12 protein-coding genes and 3 pseudogenes are annotated in these 15975 nt (G+C 70.3%); 8 read left to right on the forward strand and 7 right to left on the reverse strand.

What is annotated here, in order from left to right:
- Positions 1-143: 143 nt before the first annotated feature.
- Entirely contained in the window at positions 144-767 is a 624-nt protein-coding gene (locus tag HYQ63_RS36685; RefSeq protein WP_179938003.1) for a DJ-1/PfpI family protein, read from the reverse strand.
- Positions 768-802: 35 nt separating this feature from the next.
- Positions 803-1750: a GlxA family transcriptional regulator gene (locus tag HYQ63_RS36690; RefSeq protein ID WP_179938004.1), complete on the reverse strand. Its 948-nt coding sequence runs from the start codon at positions 1748-1750 to the stop codon at positions 803-805.
- Positions 1751-2122: 372 nt separating this feature from the next.
- On the opposite strand from HYQ63_RS36690, the pseudogene HYQ63_RS45210 reads away from it, so the two are divergent.
- Positions 2123-2302, forward strand: a pseudogene (locus HYQ63_RS45210) (serine/threonine-protein phosphatase); the annotation flags it as partial.
- A 384-nt stretch (positions 2303-2686) separates the two neighbouring features.
- On the opposite strand, the gene HYQ63_RS36695 reads toward HYQ63_RS45210, so the two are convergent.
- Complete coding sequence (locus HYQ63_RS36695) at positions 2687-3658, reverse strand: AraC family transcriptional regulator (protein ID WP_179938005.1); 972 nt, start codon at positions 3656-3658, stop codon at positions 2687-2689.
- 82 nt (positions 3659-3740) lie between these two features.
- Between HYQ63_RS36695 and HYQ63_RS36700 the strand changes: the two genes are divergently transcribed.
- The 4 genes from HYQ63_RS36700 to HYQ63_RS36715 all read left to right on the forward strand — a co-directional run bounded on the left by HYQ63_RS36700 (position 3741) and on the right by HYQ63_RS36715 (position 9568).
- Positions 3741-4580 (forward strand): NAD(P)H-binding protein, encoded by an 840-nt coding sequence (locus HYQ63_RS36700; RefSeq protein ID WP_179938006.1) that lies wholly within the window; start codon positions 3741-3743, stop codon positions 4578-4580.
- A gap of 203 nt (positions 4581-4783) precedes the next feature.
- Positions 4784-5197 carry a hypothetical protein gene (locus tag HYQ63_RS46185; RefSeq protein ID WP_373689177.1) on the forward strand — a complete coding sequence of 138 codons (414 nt, stop codon included), beginning with the start codon at positions 4784-4786 and terminating at the stop codon, positions 5195-5197.
- Positions 5198-6101: 904 nt separating this feature from the next.
- Positions 6102-8585 carry an SdrD B-like domain-containing protein gene (locus tag HYQ63_RS36710; RefSeq protein ID WP_179938007.1) on the forward strand — a complete coding sequence of 828 codons (2484 nt, stop codon included), beginning with the start codon at positions 6102-6104 and terminating at the stop codon, positions 8583-8585.
- Positions 8586-8887: 302 nt separating this feature from the next.
- Positions 8888-9568 (forward strand): hypothetical protein, encoded by a 681-nt coding sequence (locus HYQ63_RS36715; protein ID WP_179940895.1) that lies wholly within the window; start codon positions 8888-8890, stop codon positions 9566-9568.
- 7 nt (positions 9569-9575) lie between these two features.
- Here the strand turns inward: HYQ63_RS36715 and HYQ63_RS36720 are convergent, their stop codons facing one another.
- Positions 9576-10916: a nitrous oxide reductase family maturation protein NosD gene (locus tag HYQ63_RS36720; protein WP_257232374.1), complete on the reverse strand. Its 1341-nt coding sequence runs from the start codon at positions 10914-10916 to the stop codon at positions 9576-9578.
- Positions 10917-11004: 88 nt separating this feature from the next.
- On the opposite strand from HYQ63_RS36720, the gene HYQ63_RS36725 reads away from it, so the two are divergent.
- Positions 11005-12162 carry a Dyp-type peroxidase gene (locus tag HYQ63_RS36725; protein WP_179938008.1) on the forward strand — a complete coding sequence of 386 codons (1158 nt, stop codon included), beginning with the start codon at positions 11005-11007 and terminating at the stop codon, positions 12160-12162.
- Between the two features lie 335 nt (positions 12163-12497).
- Positions 12498-13646, forward strand: coding sequence for a DUF475 domain-containing protein (locus tag HYQ63_RS36730; protein ID WP_179938009.1), 1149 nt, complete (start codon positions 12498-12500; stop codon positions 13644-13646).
- A 129-nt stretch (positions 13647-13775) separates the two neighbouring features.
- Here HYQ63_RS36730 and HYQ63_RS46190 read toward each other — a convergent pair.
- The 3 genes and pseudogenes from HYQ63_RS46190 to HYQ63_RS36740 form a co-directional block, all read right to left on the reverse strand.
- Positions 13776-14344, reverse strand: a pseudogene (locus tag HYQ63_RS46190) (class II aldolase/adducin family protein).
- A complete protein-coding gene (locus HYQ63_RS45720; protein ID WP_306664886.1) occupies positions 14341-14706 on the reverse strand; it encodes a nucleotide-binding domain containing protein in 366 nt (121 codons plus the stop codon). Before HYQ63_RS45720 ends, HYQ63_RS46190 begins: the two are co-directional and overlap by 4 nt.
- On the reverse strand, positions 14676-15482 hold the full coding sequence (locus HYQ63_RS36740) for a four-carbon acid sugar kinase family protein (protein WP_306664862.1): 807 nt from the start codon (positions 15480-15482) through the stop codon (positions 14676-14678). Before HYQ63_RS36740 ends, HYQ63_RS45720 begins: the two co-directional genes overlap by 31 nt.
- Before the next feature lie 55 nt (positions 15483-15537).
- Here HYQ63_RS36740 and HYQ63_RS36745 point away from each other — a divergent pair.
- Positions 15538-15744: pseudogene (locus tag HYQ63_RS36745) on the forward strand (ABC transporter permease); the annotation flags it as partial.
- Positions 15745-15975: the final 231 nt, after the last annotated feature.

Below are 15975 nucleotides of genomic sequence, written 5' to 3' on the forward strand. Positions count from 1 at the left end.
GCGCCAGCCTGCTCGGTGCGCGGACGAGTGTCGCGATACGGCGATGTGCACCCCCGTTGCCGTCAACGACTGTCGTCAGGCCACCAGCTCAGCAGGCAACAGCCCAGCTCAAACTGCTTGATCACGGCCTTCTGTAACACGCTTTAAGCGCCTTGCCGGAGCAGCCGGGCAGTCAGCTCGGCCGGGGCCTTGTGCGGTGAGCCGGAGTCGTAGGGCGGCTGGGGATCGTACTGGAGCATCAGCTGCACGGTTTGCGCGGTGGCGTCCCCCGCGATCCGCCCGGCCAGTGCCAGGCCCATGTCGATCCCGGCCGAGACGCCCGCCGCGGTGACGTACTTGCCGTCGAACACATAGCGCTCGTCCACGGCCTCCGCTCCCAGGGCCCGGAGGCGGCCCATGGTGGTCCAGTGGGTGGTCGCACGGCGTCCGGTGAGCAGTCCGGCCGAGCCGAGGATCAGCGAACCGGTGCACACCGACGTGGTCCAGGTCGTGGTGGCGTCCACGGCCCGCAGCCAGGCGAGCACCTCCGGGTTCTTCTGCTGCTCCTCCGGGAAGGGGCCGCCGGGCACCAGCACGACGTCCGGCCGCGTCACTTCCTCCAGCGTGGCCTCGGCCACCAGGCGGAGGCTGCCGCTGTCGTTGCGCACCGGGCCGCGGCGTTCGGCCACGAACACCGGCTGGGCGCCGGGCAGTCCGGCCAGGGTGTCGTACGGGCCGACGGCGTCGAGGGCGGTGAAGTGTTCGTAGAGCAGGATCGCGATCTGCACGATGGTGCCTCTCGGTAAGGGGTGATGACGTGTGCTCAGGGATGGAACCGGCGCCGGTACTCGGCGGGGGCCGTGCCCAGGTCGCGGACGAAGGCGCGGCGCATGGCCTCCGGTGTTCCGTAGCCGCAGGCGCGGGAGACCTCCTCGATCCCGTCTCCGGTGTCCTCCAGCAGCCGCCGCGCCACTTCGAGCCGCACCTGGTCCACGTACCGGCCGGGCGAGGTGCCGATCTCGTCCCGGAAGGCGCGGGCGAAGTGGCGGGGCGACAGGTTCGCCCGCTCGGCCAGGGCGGTGACGGACAGGTCCGCATCGGGGTGTTCGGCGATGTACTGCTGGATGTCGCGCAGCGGACGGCGCTGTGCGCTCTGCGCCGCGAGCTGGACGCTGAACTGCCGCTGGCTGCCGGGGCGGCGGAGGAAGACGACCAGGAAGCGGGCGACGGTGAGCGCCACATCACGGCCGAGGTCCTCCTCCACGAGGGCGAGCGCGAGGTCGATGCCACTGGTGACCCCGGCGGAGGTGGACACCGGTCCGTCGCGGATGTAGATGGGCTCCGGGTCCACCTCCACGGCGGGGAACCGCTCGGCCAGCCCCTCCCACAGCGCCCAATGGGTCGTCACCCGGCGACCGTCCAGCAGCCCGGCCGCGGCTAGCGCGTAGGCCCCGGTGCACACCGACACCAGACGCCGCGCCGCCCGGGCGTTCTGCCGCAGCCACGTCACGACCTCCGGATCCATCGCCCGGGTGCCCTCACCGCCCGGGACGATCAGGGTGTGCGGAGTGGGCGCGCCAGACAGCGCGAGGTCCGGCGTGACCGACAACCCGCTGGAGGTGCGCACCGGTGAGCCGTCCAGGCTGCCGGTCCTGATGTCGTACGCGCCGGGGACCGCGCCGGCCGCACCGGCGAAGACCTCCAGCGGTCCGGTGAAGTCCAGGCTCAGTACGCCGTCGAAGAGGACGATGAGCACGGTGCGCTGTTCCATGGCGTCCATGCTGGCCGCCGGAAAGGATGGCAGCAATGACGTACTTCCCACCTTTTCTGCCATCCGCCGGGCGCGTGATGTCACGGCCCGGGGGCGCTCAGGAGGTGGCGTCGACGCTCGCGCTCGTGCGGTGGGGCGCCGCCGGTCCCTCCCGGCTCTTCACCACCTCCAGGCGACGCGGCGCCGTACCGCGCTTCCGGGTGGCAGATGATGACCTGGCGCTACCGGGGGAGTCCGGCCCCGCAGCTACCTCAACACGGTCTCGGCGGCACTGCTGGTCCTGACGATGCGGCCCTTGAGGACGTAGACCGTGCGTCCGAATGGTGGCAGTTCGCTGACGGCGCCACCGTGTCGGTGCAGAGCGATCATCCGATGCGCTTCGACCTGCGTGAGCGCATCCGGGTGCAGAGTTGCCCGGCCTGCCGCGCGGCTGGCACCGCGAGATGGCGCTCCGCCCCGCGCCCGGCAGCTCCTTTCTCGGGTGACTTCGTCGTGGGGGCCCGCACCAACAGCGGCCGCAGGCTGGAGGTGGTCCTGGCTGGCAGGAGGGGCTGTAGCGGAATATGTCAACGACGACCGAGCTCTCCTCCTGATCCCTAGGGCGCCGTGCTGAAGGTCTTCGTCGACGCCCCGGCACTGGAGGCCGCCGAGGCGGCCGGGGGAGCCGTCATCGCCGAGATCGTCACGCACAGCGAGCCGCGCGCTGAATGAACGGTCGACGCGTGCGAGGTCCAGCTCGACTTCGCCGAAGAACGCCGACAACGAGTAGAGCCCCAGCTCACCGACGACGCTTTTCTGAACGGCACACGGTTCATTCACCGGCTCAGCGTCGGTGCACCATGTCCGATGCCTGGTGCGCCGGCAGACCGTGCACGTGCACATGACCAACAGGTCTTCGACGAACTCCGACGTGCCTTCGTACAGCCGAGTCGGAAGTCAAGTCTCCGCTTGAGTCTCTCGCGCGCGGTACTCGCTCGGGCTGATGCCGTGTTGCCGCTTGAAGGCGGCGCTGAGGGCGAAGGCGTTGGCGAACCCGACGCGGTCCGCCACCGTGGCGAGCGTCGCGTCGGGCTCGCGCAGCAGGTCGGCGGCCAGAGCGAGGCGCCGTTCCCGCAGGAAGGTCATCGGCGGCAGTCCGACCAGGGCGGTGAAGCGCCGGGCCAGGTTCGCTCGTGACACGCCTGTCCTGGCAGCCAGGGTCGGCAGTGTCCATGGGTGTGCGGGGTCGGCTTGCAGCAGGCGCAGGGCGGGGCCGACGACGGGGTCACTGTGGGCGCGGTACCAGGCGGGGACCTGAGCGCCGGGGCGGGTGAACCAGGCGCGCAGGGCGGTGATGAGCATCAGGTCCAGTGTCCGGTCCAACAGGATCTGCTGCCCGGGCTCTTCACGGGTGATCTCCGCGAAAGTCGTCCGACTGACCGGGCAGGCGCCCACGTTCGCCTCGATGACGGCCAGGAGTGGCAGGGCGGCGAGCAGTCGAGTCGGGGCGCCGCTGTCCACGGTGTGCAGGCCGCTCAGGAGGAGTGTGCTGTCCGCGTCTGCCGTGTCCCAGGTGCCGGCATCCGGAACTCGCGCGACGGCTGTCTCCTCGCCCTGCGTGGTCGTGCAGCGGCCCCCGGGATGGATCACCACGTCCGGCTCGGTGGCCGGGTCGTCCGCGATCACGTACGGTGCGCCGCCGCACAGCACCGCGACGTCACCGGGGCCGATCCTGACCGGGGCGCCGCCCTCGGGGGTGATCCAGGCGGAGCCGTGCAGGAGGACTGCGAGGGCCAGGGGCGAGCGGTCTTCGAAGCGCGCTGCCCAGGAGCCGGTCAGGGAGGACTGGTTGAAGATCGCGCCACTGGTCCGTACCCCGTTCAACAGGCTGGTCAGCGGATCCGTGCTGGTCAGTGCGAGTGGATCCATGCCGGTCAGCGTAGACGAACGGATATGGAGCTGAGTTTGCGTGGCATGGCTGGGGCGGATGGCGGCTGGTTCAGTTGCATTCATGAGCGACGAGATGATCCTGGTGACAGGGGCTACGGGCAAAACGGGCCGCCGCGTGGTGCGGTTGCTGGAGGAGCGGGGCGTGGCGGTCCGCGCGGCGTCGCGGTCCGGTACGCCGTCCTTCGACTGGACCGACCGGAGCACCTGGGCTCCGGCGCTGCGCGGCACGACGGGGATGTACCTGGTGCACCCCGACCTCGGCACACCACAGGCCGCTGAGGCCGTCGCCGCGTTCGCCCGGCAGGCCGCGGCTGCCGGAGCCCGGCGCGCGGTGCTGCTGTCCACGCCCTCCGACGCCTGCGGCCCTGCCCAGGAGCCCGCCCTGGCCGCGGAACGAGCGCTGGAGCACTCCGGCCTGGAGTGGACCGTGCTGCGGGTTCGGTGGTTCTTCCAGAACTTCAGCGAGGACTTCCTGTACGACCCCGTGCTGAGCGGCGAGGTACGGCTGCCGGCCGGGGACGGCAAGGAGGCGTTCATCGACGCCGAGGACATCGCCGAGGTGGCGGTCGTCGCGCTCACCGAGGCCGGACACGCCGGGTGCCACTACGAACTCAGCGGGCCTCGGTTGATGACCTTCGGCGAGGCGGTCGAGGAGATCGCCCGGGCCGCCGGCCGCGACATCCGTTACGTGCCGCTGACCCCGGAGGCGTACGCGGAGGAGCAGCGCGCGCAGGGCGTGCCCGAGGAGTGGGTGCAGCTGTCGATCGGTCTGTACGAGCAGGTACGCTCCGGCGGCCTCGCCACACTCGGCGACGGCGTACAGCGTGCGCTGGGCCGAGCCCCCCGGAGCTTCTCCGAGTACGCAAAGAGCGCCGCCGCGGCGGGCGCCTGGAACGACTGACGTTCCCCTGGTCCGGTCCGGCACCGTGTTCCCGGTCGGCTCCGTCGGCGGGCCGGTGATGGCCTCCGCCACCCGCAGCCGACAACTGGCGCTGCCGAACGGGCGGTTGGCTGCCTGTTCTCGCGCGCGTCGTGAGTGATCCCTGCCGAACGATGTGCCACGCCGGCCATGACCGGCGCGGCACATCGGTGACGGCTGCCCTCGTGGACGCGAGCGGAGCCGGACCACCTCACCCCACAGCCGTCCGGACGGCGTGCGGAAGCCCGCCGCCCATCGCCGGTCTGCCCTGCGCGGACCGATCCCGTTCACCCCGCATCCGGGGATCCTGCATCAACCTCGACGGGGCACAGGCCACCGCCAAGCGCATCACCGATGAGGGCCGTACGGCGATCGCGCTCGCCGACTCGCTGTACGTCCGGTACTGCGCGCAGGACACCCTCTCTCGTGTAGTCCCGCGCGCGGTCGAACTGCTCGGCGACCTCGACTCCATGGCCTCTGATGAGGTCGGCTACCTCGCCACCTGCGCCAACGGGCTGGACCTGCATCCGCCGGCACGGCAGCGGATGACCGGTCCGCTGGCGGCGTACCTGGCCGATGGGCCGCTCACCATCGCCTGATCCCAGGCGTTCTCGCCCCGGACCACGCCCCGCCATCCTGCACCGCACCCGCGGGGAGTCCGTGAATGCCGCCCGCATCCACTGCCGCGTCCCCCCTTCCGGCCACGGGGTGAACGCCCGAACCTGCTGCTCACCGGGGCCTCGGGAGTGCTCGGCCAGGCCCTGGTCGACGAGCGGTGCGACGACTTCGGCTCCCCTTTCCGCACAACAATTCGGATCCTCTTTCCGCATAACAAAATTGACGCCCCAACAATCATGCAGCAGGCGAACCGTGGACCAATCTCGGCTACACAACACCCCTGCGTGACGAGCGCGTCCCAGACGCGTCACCCGGGCGTAGACGCACCTCATCGGCCGGATCCGACCATTACGCCGCTGTCGCACATTCTTCCGATCGCCATTCTCTGGGCGCTCGGGGGTCATCGCGGATCCCGATGAATGCCAAGGGTTCTGCTGGCGGCGGAGGGACTCCAGCGGATAAGATATCGCGCGCTGCTCGCGATGGCGGTCGGTGAGGTTAGCGGTGGGGGCGAGGGTACCGTGGTTGAGCTGCGAAAAGACACGGCCCTGGGTGGTTTTGTTCGAGGCACTGAACACGCGTTCGCTTTTCCTGTCCCACGGAACTTACGGCTCGTCCGCAATGCCCTCAAACGATCATCACAAAGCGGTCCACAAGACAGCGGTGGGCCCTTTTTCTTTTCCGTGGCGTTCGCGGTCGGCATCCGCGTCCGGGGCCACGAAGTGGACGTGCGGCGACAAGCGGGGGCTTCGTTTTCACCACAAGAGAAGTGTGGAGCGTGATGCCATGAACCGAGTCGGCAGAGACTCACGCCGGACGGCCCGCAGACTTGCGGGGCCGCTGGCGCGCATAGGGTTATCCGTTCTCTTGCTGGCAGGCGGCGTCGTGGGAGCGACGGCTGGACCGGCCGCCGCTTTGACCGCCGACGGCACGCTGACGGTTGAGGTGCTGCGCGACTTCTTCGGCACCGGCGTGATCAACGCGACGATGGACGTGCCGCAGCGGGGCATGAAGGTGGAGATCTCCGACCCCGCTGGGCACGTCGTCACCGGCGTCACGGATGCCACCGGCAAGGTCGTGGTGGCGCAGTCGACCGTGCTGAGCGGCGGCCAGTACCGCGTCGACGTCAGCGTCCCGGCACCGTACAGCGACTATCTGCGGGCGGCGCCTGCGTCGACGGCGGAAAACCACTTCGACAGCTTCACGTCGTTCGTGGATGTGTCGGACGGAAAGAACGCCTCGGTGGTGACGGGGGTGTGGGATCCGGCCGACTACGCGCTGCCGGACTCGCGGTATTTCGTACCGGTCCACAACGGCGCCAACGGCACGGACAACCGGGCGTTGGTGGCGTTCGGGACGAAGGCCCGGGGCACGTGTCCCACCGATGTGGCGTGCCCGACCACGCTGGCCACGCAGGACCAGGTGGGCACGACGTTCGGGTTGGCGTACGACAAGCACCGGACCCGGCTGTTCCAGAGCGCGTTCGCCCGCCGGTACGCCCCGTACGGGCCGCAGGGCGGGGGCGCGATCTACACGGTGCCGGTCAACGGATCGGGTGCGCCGGAGCTGTTCGCGCGGGTGCCGGACGCCGCGGTGACGCGGCACGACACCGCCAACATGATCAAGGATCCCGGGTTCACCGACGCGCCGGGCAAGGAGAGCATCGGTGGCCTGGCCCTGTCGGAGGACGGCTCCACGCTGTACGCGGTGAACCTGCGGACCCGCAGCCTGGTGAGCTTCGACGCGACAGGGGACACCGCCGCGGCGCCCAAGTCGACGGTCCCGATCCCGGACCCGGGGTGCGCGAGCTCCGACGACTGGCGGCCGTTCGGTCTCCAGGTCCACAACAACACGCTGCACGTCGGTGGCGTGTGCAGCGCGGAGAGCACGCAGCAGCGCGCGGACCTGAAAGCCTTCGTCTCCACCTATGACGGCAAGCGGTTCACCACGGTGCTGAGCCACCCGCTCACGGGCGCACGCGGCAGCGTCTTCGGTTCCGGCGACAGGGCCACCCACTGGAACCCGTGGAACACCAGCCTGGACACGTGGGACGACCGGAAGACGGGCAACGTCTTCATCGATCCGCAGCCGGAGCTTGCCTCCCTCGCCTTCGCCCGCGACGGCTCGATGATCCTGGGTTTCCGCGACCGGTTCATGGACGTGCTCAGTTGGGGAGGGCTGGACCCCCGCCCGGGGAACGACACGGCGGAGAACGGCATGTCCGGTGGTGACATCACCATGGTCTGCGCCACTCCCACCGGTGAATACCAGTGGGAAGGCACCGGGAGCTGCCCCAACCACGCCACCCCCGCCAACAATGGCGGTCAGGCCGCCGATGTCGTCGAATACTTCCCGGGCGACTTCTTCCGCGGCGCGCACCAGGAGACCGCGCTGGGGTCGGTGGCCCATATCCCGCAGCAGCAGTGGGTCGCCAGCACGGAGTTCGATCCGGTCGTCGACGTCGCGACCTCAGGGACCGGGTACCACGACATCACGACCGGTCAGGGCCCGGGCAACGACCCGACCGCCAACGGGTTCCAGTTCGTCAGCCGGGAACAAGGCGGGTTCGGCAAGGCCGGCGGGCTCGGTGACATCGCGTACGCGGCGGCGAACGCGCCGATCCAGATCGGCAACGTGGTGTGGTTCGACGGCGACCACAACGGGATCCAGGACCCGGGGCACGTGCTGCTGCCGGGGGCGACGATCAACCTGTGGGACGCGAACGGCAAACAGGTCGCCACGACGAGGACCAATGCCGCCGGCGAGTACTACTTCGGTGGTGTCGGCGCCGAGTACGAGCTCACGCCGGGTGCGAAGTACACGGTGCAGTTCGACGTGTGCACCGCGGACACCAGCCAGGTGCCCGAGCAGCCCCCGGCGAGCGAGCTGCGGTTCACGCTCCCGCGGGCCGGTGCCAACCGTGCGCACGACTCCAATGTGACCCTGCCGACCACCGGACCGTTGTGCAACGGCTCCGCGCCTGTCACGGCGCCGGACGAGCCGGGCGGGGTCGATCACACGATCGACGCCGGGGTGTACATCCCGAAGGCAACGCCGACCCCGACTCCGACCGATACCGCGAACCCGACTCCGACCCCGACCGATACCGCGCACCCGACCCCAGCCCCGACCGATACCCCGACCCCGACCTCACCACCGGCCCCGGGCCCGACCTCACCACCGGTCCCGGACTCGCCGCCGTCAGGCGCGCCGCCCGCCAACCCGGCCCCGGCCGGCAGGAGCACGGGTTCGCTGGCGCACACCGGTATGTCCGGGCTGTCAGAGGCGATCGCCCTCGTCGGTCTGCTGGTGGGAGCGGGCCTGGTCATCGCGTTCATGAGCCGGAAGCGCCGCGCCCAGAAGCACTGAACGAACCGAACAACAGCGATCTGCCTGTCCGCGATCCGTATGGCGCGGTCAGGCAGATCACGTCTCGGCCGGTCCACGAGGGCCGGCCTTGGAGTCGTCCGTCACCGGACTGCCGGGTGTCGCCGCGACCGCACGGCGGCCGAGCGGTGTGGTGATCGAGAGGGTGAATCAGAAGAGTGTCAGCGTCGAGTCGCGTGCGGAGAGTGAGAATCCAGCAAGCTCGACCAGGCCGTGCGGCTGACCGGCGCCGATGGCTGCGGCCACGCTGGGCGGCAGCCGTCATCGGCGTAGCGGCCGTCGCGGTGGCCGCGTTCCTGGCCGCCGACGGCGGGTCCGGCCCCAGCGGTCCGCGCGCACTGACAACGGATGAGGCGAGCCGACTGGCGATGACGCGGTTCCGTAACTACCAGGCGCAGGGCCGCGCGGTGACGATCACCGTGCCGGGCACTGCCGGCGGGCTGACCGTCAGCGGGTCCGTCGACTATCGGCGCAAGGTCGGTTACGGCGTGGTGCACGGCACCGGGCGCGACAAGTCCAGCGACGGGCTGATCCAGTGGACGCCCACCTCGGTGCACGTCCGCCCGATGACGGACGCCCCGGCGCACGCGCCCGCGGCGCCGCCCCGTTCGGGCTGGTACGACCGTCCGCTGCTGTCGTCCGGCAGCGCGCTGGACACCTCCCTGTCCATCGCGCTCGGTCTCGGCGGCGACCGGCCGGACAACGCCGAACTGCTGCCGCAGAACGGCGCCGCCTGGTGGGGGCGGGAGCAGGTGGACGGGCGCTGGGTGGACGTCATGACCGGACCGTCCTCCCCTGACCGCTCCGGTACGGCGGGCAACGTGCGCTACTGGATCGGCTCCGACGGCACCATGTACCGGGTCCGCGTCAGCGTGGGTTCGCAACCGCAGCCGGCAGTCATCGATTTCGACACCCACAAGTACGTTCCGGTCAAGCCGGTACCCGGAACCACCCCGACCCGGTAGCCGCTGTTCAGGACGTCTGCACCCGCGCGTTCGCGGCGAGCAGGGACGCCGGCGGCAGCCGGATGCCCTCCGTCTTCGGCAGGGCCGGGACGGGCGGGACAACGGTGGCGCCCGACGTGGTGGCGTTGGGGAACTGCGGCTGCGGAGCAGGCGCCGCGACCTCGGTGAACGGGATGCCACCGGGTGCCGTCGGCGCCGCCCACGTGCCGGCCGGCGAGGGCGACTTGGCCGGAAGCGGGCAGGCCGCGGTTGTCGCGAGCCGGGCGGGCACGGTGGTGCGCAGATCGTTGCCGCGCAGGCAGTTGCCCCGTCCCCGCGTGGCGGTGGGGAACGTCCAGCCGACGTCGACGCCGTTGCCGGTGAACGTGTTGTCCACGATCTGGTTGCCGACCGAAGGGATGTCGGCGGTTGCGGTGATCACCAGCCCGGCGTTGCGGTTGTCGGCGATGCGGTTGCGGACGAACTGGTTGTCGCTGCCGCCGTCGATGCCGATGCCGGTGCCCCACCCGCCGTCGGCCTGCTGCGGGGTGGCCCTCTGCTGGTTGGCGGCGATCAGATTGCCCGCGATGACGGAGCCCTTCTGCGGGAGCAGCTTCTCCTGGTGGTCGGAGTTGGTGGTCAGGCCGACCCGGTTGCCGACCAGGCGGTTGCGGACCACGTACATGTCCTCGCTGGCGTTGGTGCCTTCGTAACCGACCGCGTTGAGTTCGGCGACGTTGTCCCGCACCACGACGTTGCACGGCTTGCACTGCCCGACATAGATCCCCGAGTCGGCCCCGCCTGACGCGTACGAGTGCTCGATGACACCGTTCTGGGCGGAGAACGCGTAGATGCCGTACAGACCGTTGCGGGTCGCGGTCACGTGGGAGACCAGGAACGACTTCAGGAAGGTGACGGGCTCGTCGCCGGTGTCGTAGCCGCCGCTCTGCCCCGGCAGGCCGGCGGCCGCCTTCGCCGAACCGGTGACCAGGACCCCGTTCTGCGTGTTGTTCTCCACGGTCAGGTTCTCCACGGCCACCCCGGGCGCCGAGACGACGACGCCGTTCGGCTGCCGCAACCGCCCGTCGATGACGACCTTGTGCCGGGACGCGCCGCGAAGCGTGATGCGCGCCGTGTCGATCTTCACCGACTCGTGGTACACGCCCGGCGCGACCAGCACCAGATCACCGGGCCGAGCCAAGGACACCGCATCCGAGATCGTCGGGGCATCGGCAGGCACTCGGATCGTCACATGGGCACCGGTCGGCCGCCGGCCTTTGCCCGATCCGCCATCGCCGCCGCCGCAGCCGACCACAAGTGCCAGCGTGGCCAGTACCGCCGCCACCACGCGAAGAGCTAATCGAGGCATGATCCCAGTCTGGCAGAACGCCCAATTCCACGCCAGAATCGGTGAGATTGACCGGCGTGCACGATTCGGATGTGGCACTCTGCACACCATGCATCGAGCCGATCACCACCCGTCGCGCCGCGCGTTCCTCGATGTCACCGGCGCCATGGTGGCCGCCGGCCTGACCGCCGGGTGCACATCGGACTCCGCCCGGCCGGGCCGGCACGCCCCTACCGCAGCGGCCACGCCGACGCCGGTTGTGGCGACGGGCCGCCATCAGGCAGGCATCACGCTCCCCCAGCCGGCCCAGCGCAACCTGCTGGCCGTGGTGGCCGACCTCGGCGCCAGCGTGGCTCCCGGCCCGTTACTGGCCGAACTGGGGAAGACCATCCGTACGCTCATCGCGGGGAACGACCCGCGGCTGCTGGGCCTACCGCCGGGCGACCTCACCGTGACCGTCGGCGTGGGCCCCCGGCTGGTGCGCACGGCCGGTGCCTCGCTGCCCGGCGCGACCGACCTCCCGCGATTCTCCCGCGAGCGGATCGCCCCGCGGGCGCGCGGCGGTGACCTGCTGATGCAGATCTGCGCCAGCGACGCGCTGCTCCTGCCGGTCGTCGCCGCCGCGCTCCTGGACCGGGCCGGTGACCGCATCCGCGAACGCTGGCGGCAGTCCGCACGCCGCGGTGCGAACGTGCCCGTCGGCAACGGCCTCACCGCGCCACGAAACCCGCTCGGTTTCATCGACGGCATCGTGGGCCCGCACACGACCGCCGAACAACGACGCGACCTGTGGCTGGCCGGGCCCCCTCCGGTCGCCGGTGGCACCCTTGCCGTACTGCGGCGCATGGAACTCGACCTGCCCCGGTTCGCCGCCCTGTCCGTAGCCGAGCAGGAAGCGGTCTTCGGGCGGCGCCGGGCCAGCGGCGTCCCCCTCTCCGGCGGCCCCGTCGCCTCGGGCCCGGAACTCGGCGCCAAGACACCAGACGGACGCTATCTCGTCCCCGCGGACGCCCACGTGCGCAGGGCCAACCCCTCCGTGGTCGGCGCCGGCCTCATGCTCCGCCGCTCCTACAGCACCGACGAGCCCGCCCCCGGCCTGCTCTTCATCAGCTTCCAGAACGACCTGCGGACCTTCACCGCCACCCTCGCCCACATGGACACCTCCGACGCGCTGCTGCCCTTCACCACCACAACCGCCAGCGCGACATTCCTGATCCTCCCCGGTTTCGACCGGCAACGCCCGCTCGGTTCCCAGCTGTTCGGCTGATCGCGCCGTGCCCGCCGCCTTGGCCTGGCGGCGGCGCAGCAGTTCGTGGTGCCAGCGCAGCACCGTGTCAGGTGTGACTCAGTGGTAGTTGGCGAAGACGTGCCCGGGGGAGGCGAGGCAGGAGGGCGGGAGCTCGGCCTCTGGCGATGCCTGGCGGCGGGCGCCCGCACCACCTTCGGCCCACCGGACACTCCTTAGTACTGCAACCGCAACTGGGCGCCGCTGGCCCGGAATATGTGTCAGGGCTGCGAGGCATCGCTCTAGACTTCAGGGTCAATGTTTCGTAAAGTCCCGTACGGTGCGGGGGAGTCCCGTATAAAACGATGGGGTAGCCAGTGCTTCTGAAAACGTTCGGCTGGTCGTTCGCGGTCACCGCGCTCGGCTTGGTCGCGGCGGTGTTCTACGGGGGGTGGACCGGCTTCGGGATCGTGGCGATCCTGTCCATCCTCGAGATCTCGGTGTCCTTCGACAACGCCGTGGTCAACGCCGGGATCCTGAAGAAGATGAATGCCTTCTGGCAGAAGATCTTCCTCACCATCGGCGTCCTGATCGCGGTCTTCGGCATGCGCCTGGTCTTCCCGGTCGTGATCGTCGCCATCAGCGCCAAGATCGGTCCGATCGAAGCGGTACGGCTCGCGCTCGATGACAAGGACAAGTACCAGCAGTTGGTGACCGACGCCCACCCGTCGATCGCCGCCTTCGGTGGCATGTTCCTGTTGATGATCTTCCTCGACTTCATCTTCGAGGACCGGGAGATCAAGTGGCTCGGCTGGCTGGAGCGTCCGCTCGCCAAGCTCGGCAAGGTCGACATGCTCTCCGTCTGCATCGCGCTCATCGTGCTGCTCGTCTCGGCGATGACCTTCGCCACCAAGGCCCACCAGTACGGCGGCATCCATGCGGACAAGGCGGAGACCGTCCTGATCGCCGGCGTCGCGGGCTTGATCACCTACCTGATCGTCGGCGGCCTCTCCGGCTACTTCGAGAACAAGCTCGAGGAAGAGGAGGAGCGCGAGCACGAGGCCGAGGAAGAGGCCAAGAGGAGCGGCAAGAAGGTCCCGGCGGTCGCGATGGCCGGCAAGGCCGCGTTCTTCATGTTCCTCTACCTGGAGGTCCTGGACGCGTCCTTCTCGTTCGACGGCGTCATCGCCGCCTTCGCGATCACCAACGACATCGTCCTGATGTCGCTCGGCCTCGGCATCGGCGCGATGTACGTCCGCTCGCTCACGGTCTACCTGGTCCGCCAGGGCACCCTCGACGACTACGTCTACCTGGAGCACGGCGCGCACTACGCGATCGGCGCCCTCGCCGTGATCCTGCTCGTCACCATCCGGTACGAGATCCACGAGGTCATCACGGGACTCGTCGGCGTCGTCCTGATCGCCTGGTCCTTCTTCTCCTCGGTCCAGCGCAACCGCAGGCTAGCGGCGGCCGAGGGAAAGGACACGGGGTCCGACGAGAAGGCTGAGGTCTCCTCCGGGGTCTGAGCCGGGCCGCCAGCGCGGGCCGCGGGGCCGCCGCCAGGCGGACGGTGTCCTCCGCGAAACCCCACCGGTGGCCACCACCGCCCTGGAATGGTCGTCCAGGACCTGCGCGGCCGTGCGCTCGGGGTTCTCCTACTCCAGGATCCAGCGTGTGGGTGCCGGAAACCGTGTGGCTGCTTGGTCGAGGGTGGGTGCGGCGACGACGGGGCCATGGTTGGCGAGGAGGACGGCGTGGTGGGTGCGCGCCGTTGCTTCCGCCAGCGGCTCCAGGGCGGTGTCGCCGGGTGCGTGGTAGGGGAGGAGGGGGAGGGTTCCGACGCGCATGGCGTAGTACGCGGTCAGCGGCGGCAGCGCGTTCGCGGGGTCGACGTCGGCCAGGCAGGAGACGGCTGCCGCGTGGGTGGAGTGCAGGTGGACGACGGCGTGGGCGTCCGCCGTGCCCGGTAGAACGCGGCGTGCAGGAACGCCTCCTTGGTGGGGCGCGGGCCGTCAAGTGCGGTGCCGCGTACGTCGGTTCGGGAGAGGGTGTCCTCGGTGACGGTGCCGAGGCTCGACCCGGTGGGTGTGAGCAGCAGGCTGCCGTCGGTGAGGCGCACCGAGAGGTTGCCGGTGGAGCCGTGGGTGAGGCCCCGGGTGAACAGGGAGCGGGCGGTGCGGACGAGGGCCGCGCGGGCCGCTGATTCATCGTCGTAAGGGCTCACTTGACCGCCTCCCCGAGGCCGCGCAGGAACAGGTCGGGGGCGCCGAAGTTGCCGGACTTGAGCATGAGCGCCAGGTCGCCGGAGGCCGTGGTCGCGTATGTCCAGGGGACGCCGGGGTCGGCCTCGTCGGCGACCAGGACCGTGCGGATGCCCAGGGCGGTGGTGACGGCGCCGGAGGTCTCTCCGCCGGCGACGATGAGATGGCGTAGGCCGTGGTCGACGAGGCGGGCGGCGAGGGTGCCGAGGATCTGCTCGACCAGGTCCGCAGCGGTGCTCACGCCCAGCTCGCTTTGTACCGCGGCGAGTTCGTCCGGTGAGGCGGAGGCGTAGATCAGGACCGGCGTTGCCGGGTGGCCGAGCAGTTGCCGGCCAGGACGGCGGCCCGGCCGGTGTGGGGCATGGGCACGTCGGTGGCGCCGGAGCCGGTCGGGTAGGCGCGGCCGAGTCCTTCGGCGAGGCCCGCGGCGCCGGTGACGACGGGGAGTTCGAGGCAGGCGGCGCCCAGGACGGCGAGGTCGTCGTCGGTGAGCGCGTCGGCGACGACGTGCCGTACGCCGTCGCGCTCGTGGGCGAGGAGCGCGTCGCGGACCGCGTCGGCGCCGCGGCTGATGGTGGCGTGGTTGACGAGGCCGACCCGGTGCGGGGTCTGGGCGGTGAGGAGGTGGCGCAGCGAGGCGTCCGTCATCGGGTTGAGCGGGTGGTGTCGCAGTGGCGAGTCCGAGAGCAGCTGGTCGTGGACGAACAGGTGGCCCTGGTAGACGGTGCGGCCGTTGGGTGGGGACGCCGGGCAGAGCACCGTCACCCGGGCCCCGGCCGCGTCGAGGAGAGCGTCGGTGACCGTTCCGATGTTGCCCTGAGCGGTGGAGGCGAAGGTCGAGCAGTACGTGAAGTGGAACTGCGCGGCGCCCTTCGACCACAGCCACTTCTGGGTGGCGAGCGACTCGGACACGGCCTCGTCGGCGGGCGTGGAGCGGCACTTGAGCGCGACCACGGCGGCGTCGCAGTCGGCGGGCAGCTCCGTGTCGGCGTCGGGGACGCCGAAGACCAGGGCGGTTCGCAGGCCGGCCCTGCGCAGGGCAGCGGCGACATCGGTGCCGCCGGTGAAGTCGTCGGCTGTGCAACCCAGTCGCAGGGGCATGGCGTAGGTCTCCTTGGCGAGAGGGAAGGGCGGTGCGGCCCGCGTGGTCGGGATCTGGCGGTCGCTGATGGCGGCCGAGCTCATTGCCAGCTCACCGGAGCTGGGCGAAGGTCTCGGGCAGCTCTTGGAGAACGCACGCGCGTACCAGGACATGCCGCTCGTCCTCGCGTCCATCCTCGTCATCCTGACGGTGGGCATCGGCATCGACCTAGTCGTCTTTGCGCCCCTGGAGCGCCGCGTCCTGCGAGGTCGTGGCCTGTAGGGAGATCCCGTCGTCCCTCACCAAGCCGGTACCGCCAGCCCTTTGGCGGTACCGCCTGCACATGGTGGTTCGGCGACGCGAGAGTGTTCCCGCGGAAGGAGGACGTTTCCTCGAACAGTCGGCAGCGGCGGAGCTCCCTCTCGACACCGCGTCGGGGGGCGCGCGGCGCGGCATCAGGTGTCGAACCGCACCCCGCCGAGCCACTTGACCTTGTCGGGGGTGACGGGATGA

This window comes from Streptomyces sp. Rer75 (assembly GCF_013414305.1).
In the GTDB taxonomy this organism is placed as follows: Bacteria; Actinomycetota; Actinomycetes; order Streptomycetales; family Streptomycetaceae; genus Streptomyces; species Streptomyces himastatinicus.

What these genes read in the sequence shown, in the direction of transcription:
- HYQ63_RS36690 (WP_179938004.1), bottom strand. Translation starts at nt 1,750, where the DNA reads ATGGAACAGCGCACCGTGCTCATCGTCCTCTTCGACGGCGTACTGAGC.
- HYQ63_RS36695 (WP_179938005.1), bottom strand. Translation starts at nt 3,658, where the DNA reads ATGGATCCACTCGCACTGACCAGCACGGATCCGCTGACCAGCCTGTTG.
- HYQ63_RS36700 (WP_179938006.1), top strand. Translation starts at nt 3,741, where the DNA reads ATGAGCGACGAGATGATCCTGGTGACAGGGGCTACGGGCAAAACGGGC.
- HYQ63_RS36720 (WP_257232374.1), bottom strand. Translation starts at nt 10,916, where the DNA reads ATGCCTCGATTAGCTCTTCGCGTGGTGGCGGCGGTACTGGCCACGCTG.
- HYQ63_RS36725 (WP_179938008.1), top strand. Translation starts at nt 11,005, where the DNA reads ATGCATCGAGCCGATCACCACCCGTCGCGCCGCGCGTTCCTCGATGTC.
- HYQ63_RS36740 (WP_306664862.1), bottom strand. Translation starts at nt 15,482, where the DNA reads ATGCCCCTGCGACTGGGTTGCACAGCCGACGACTTCACCGGCGGCACC.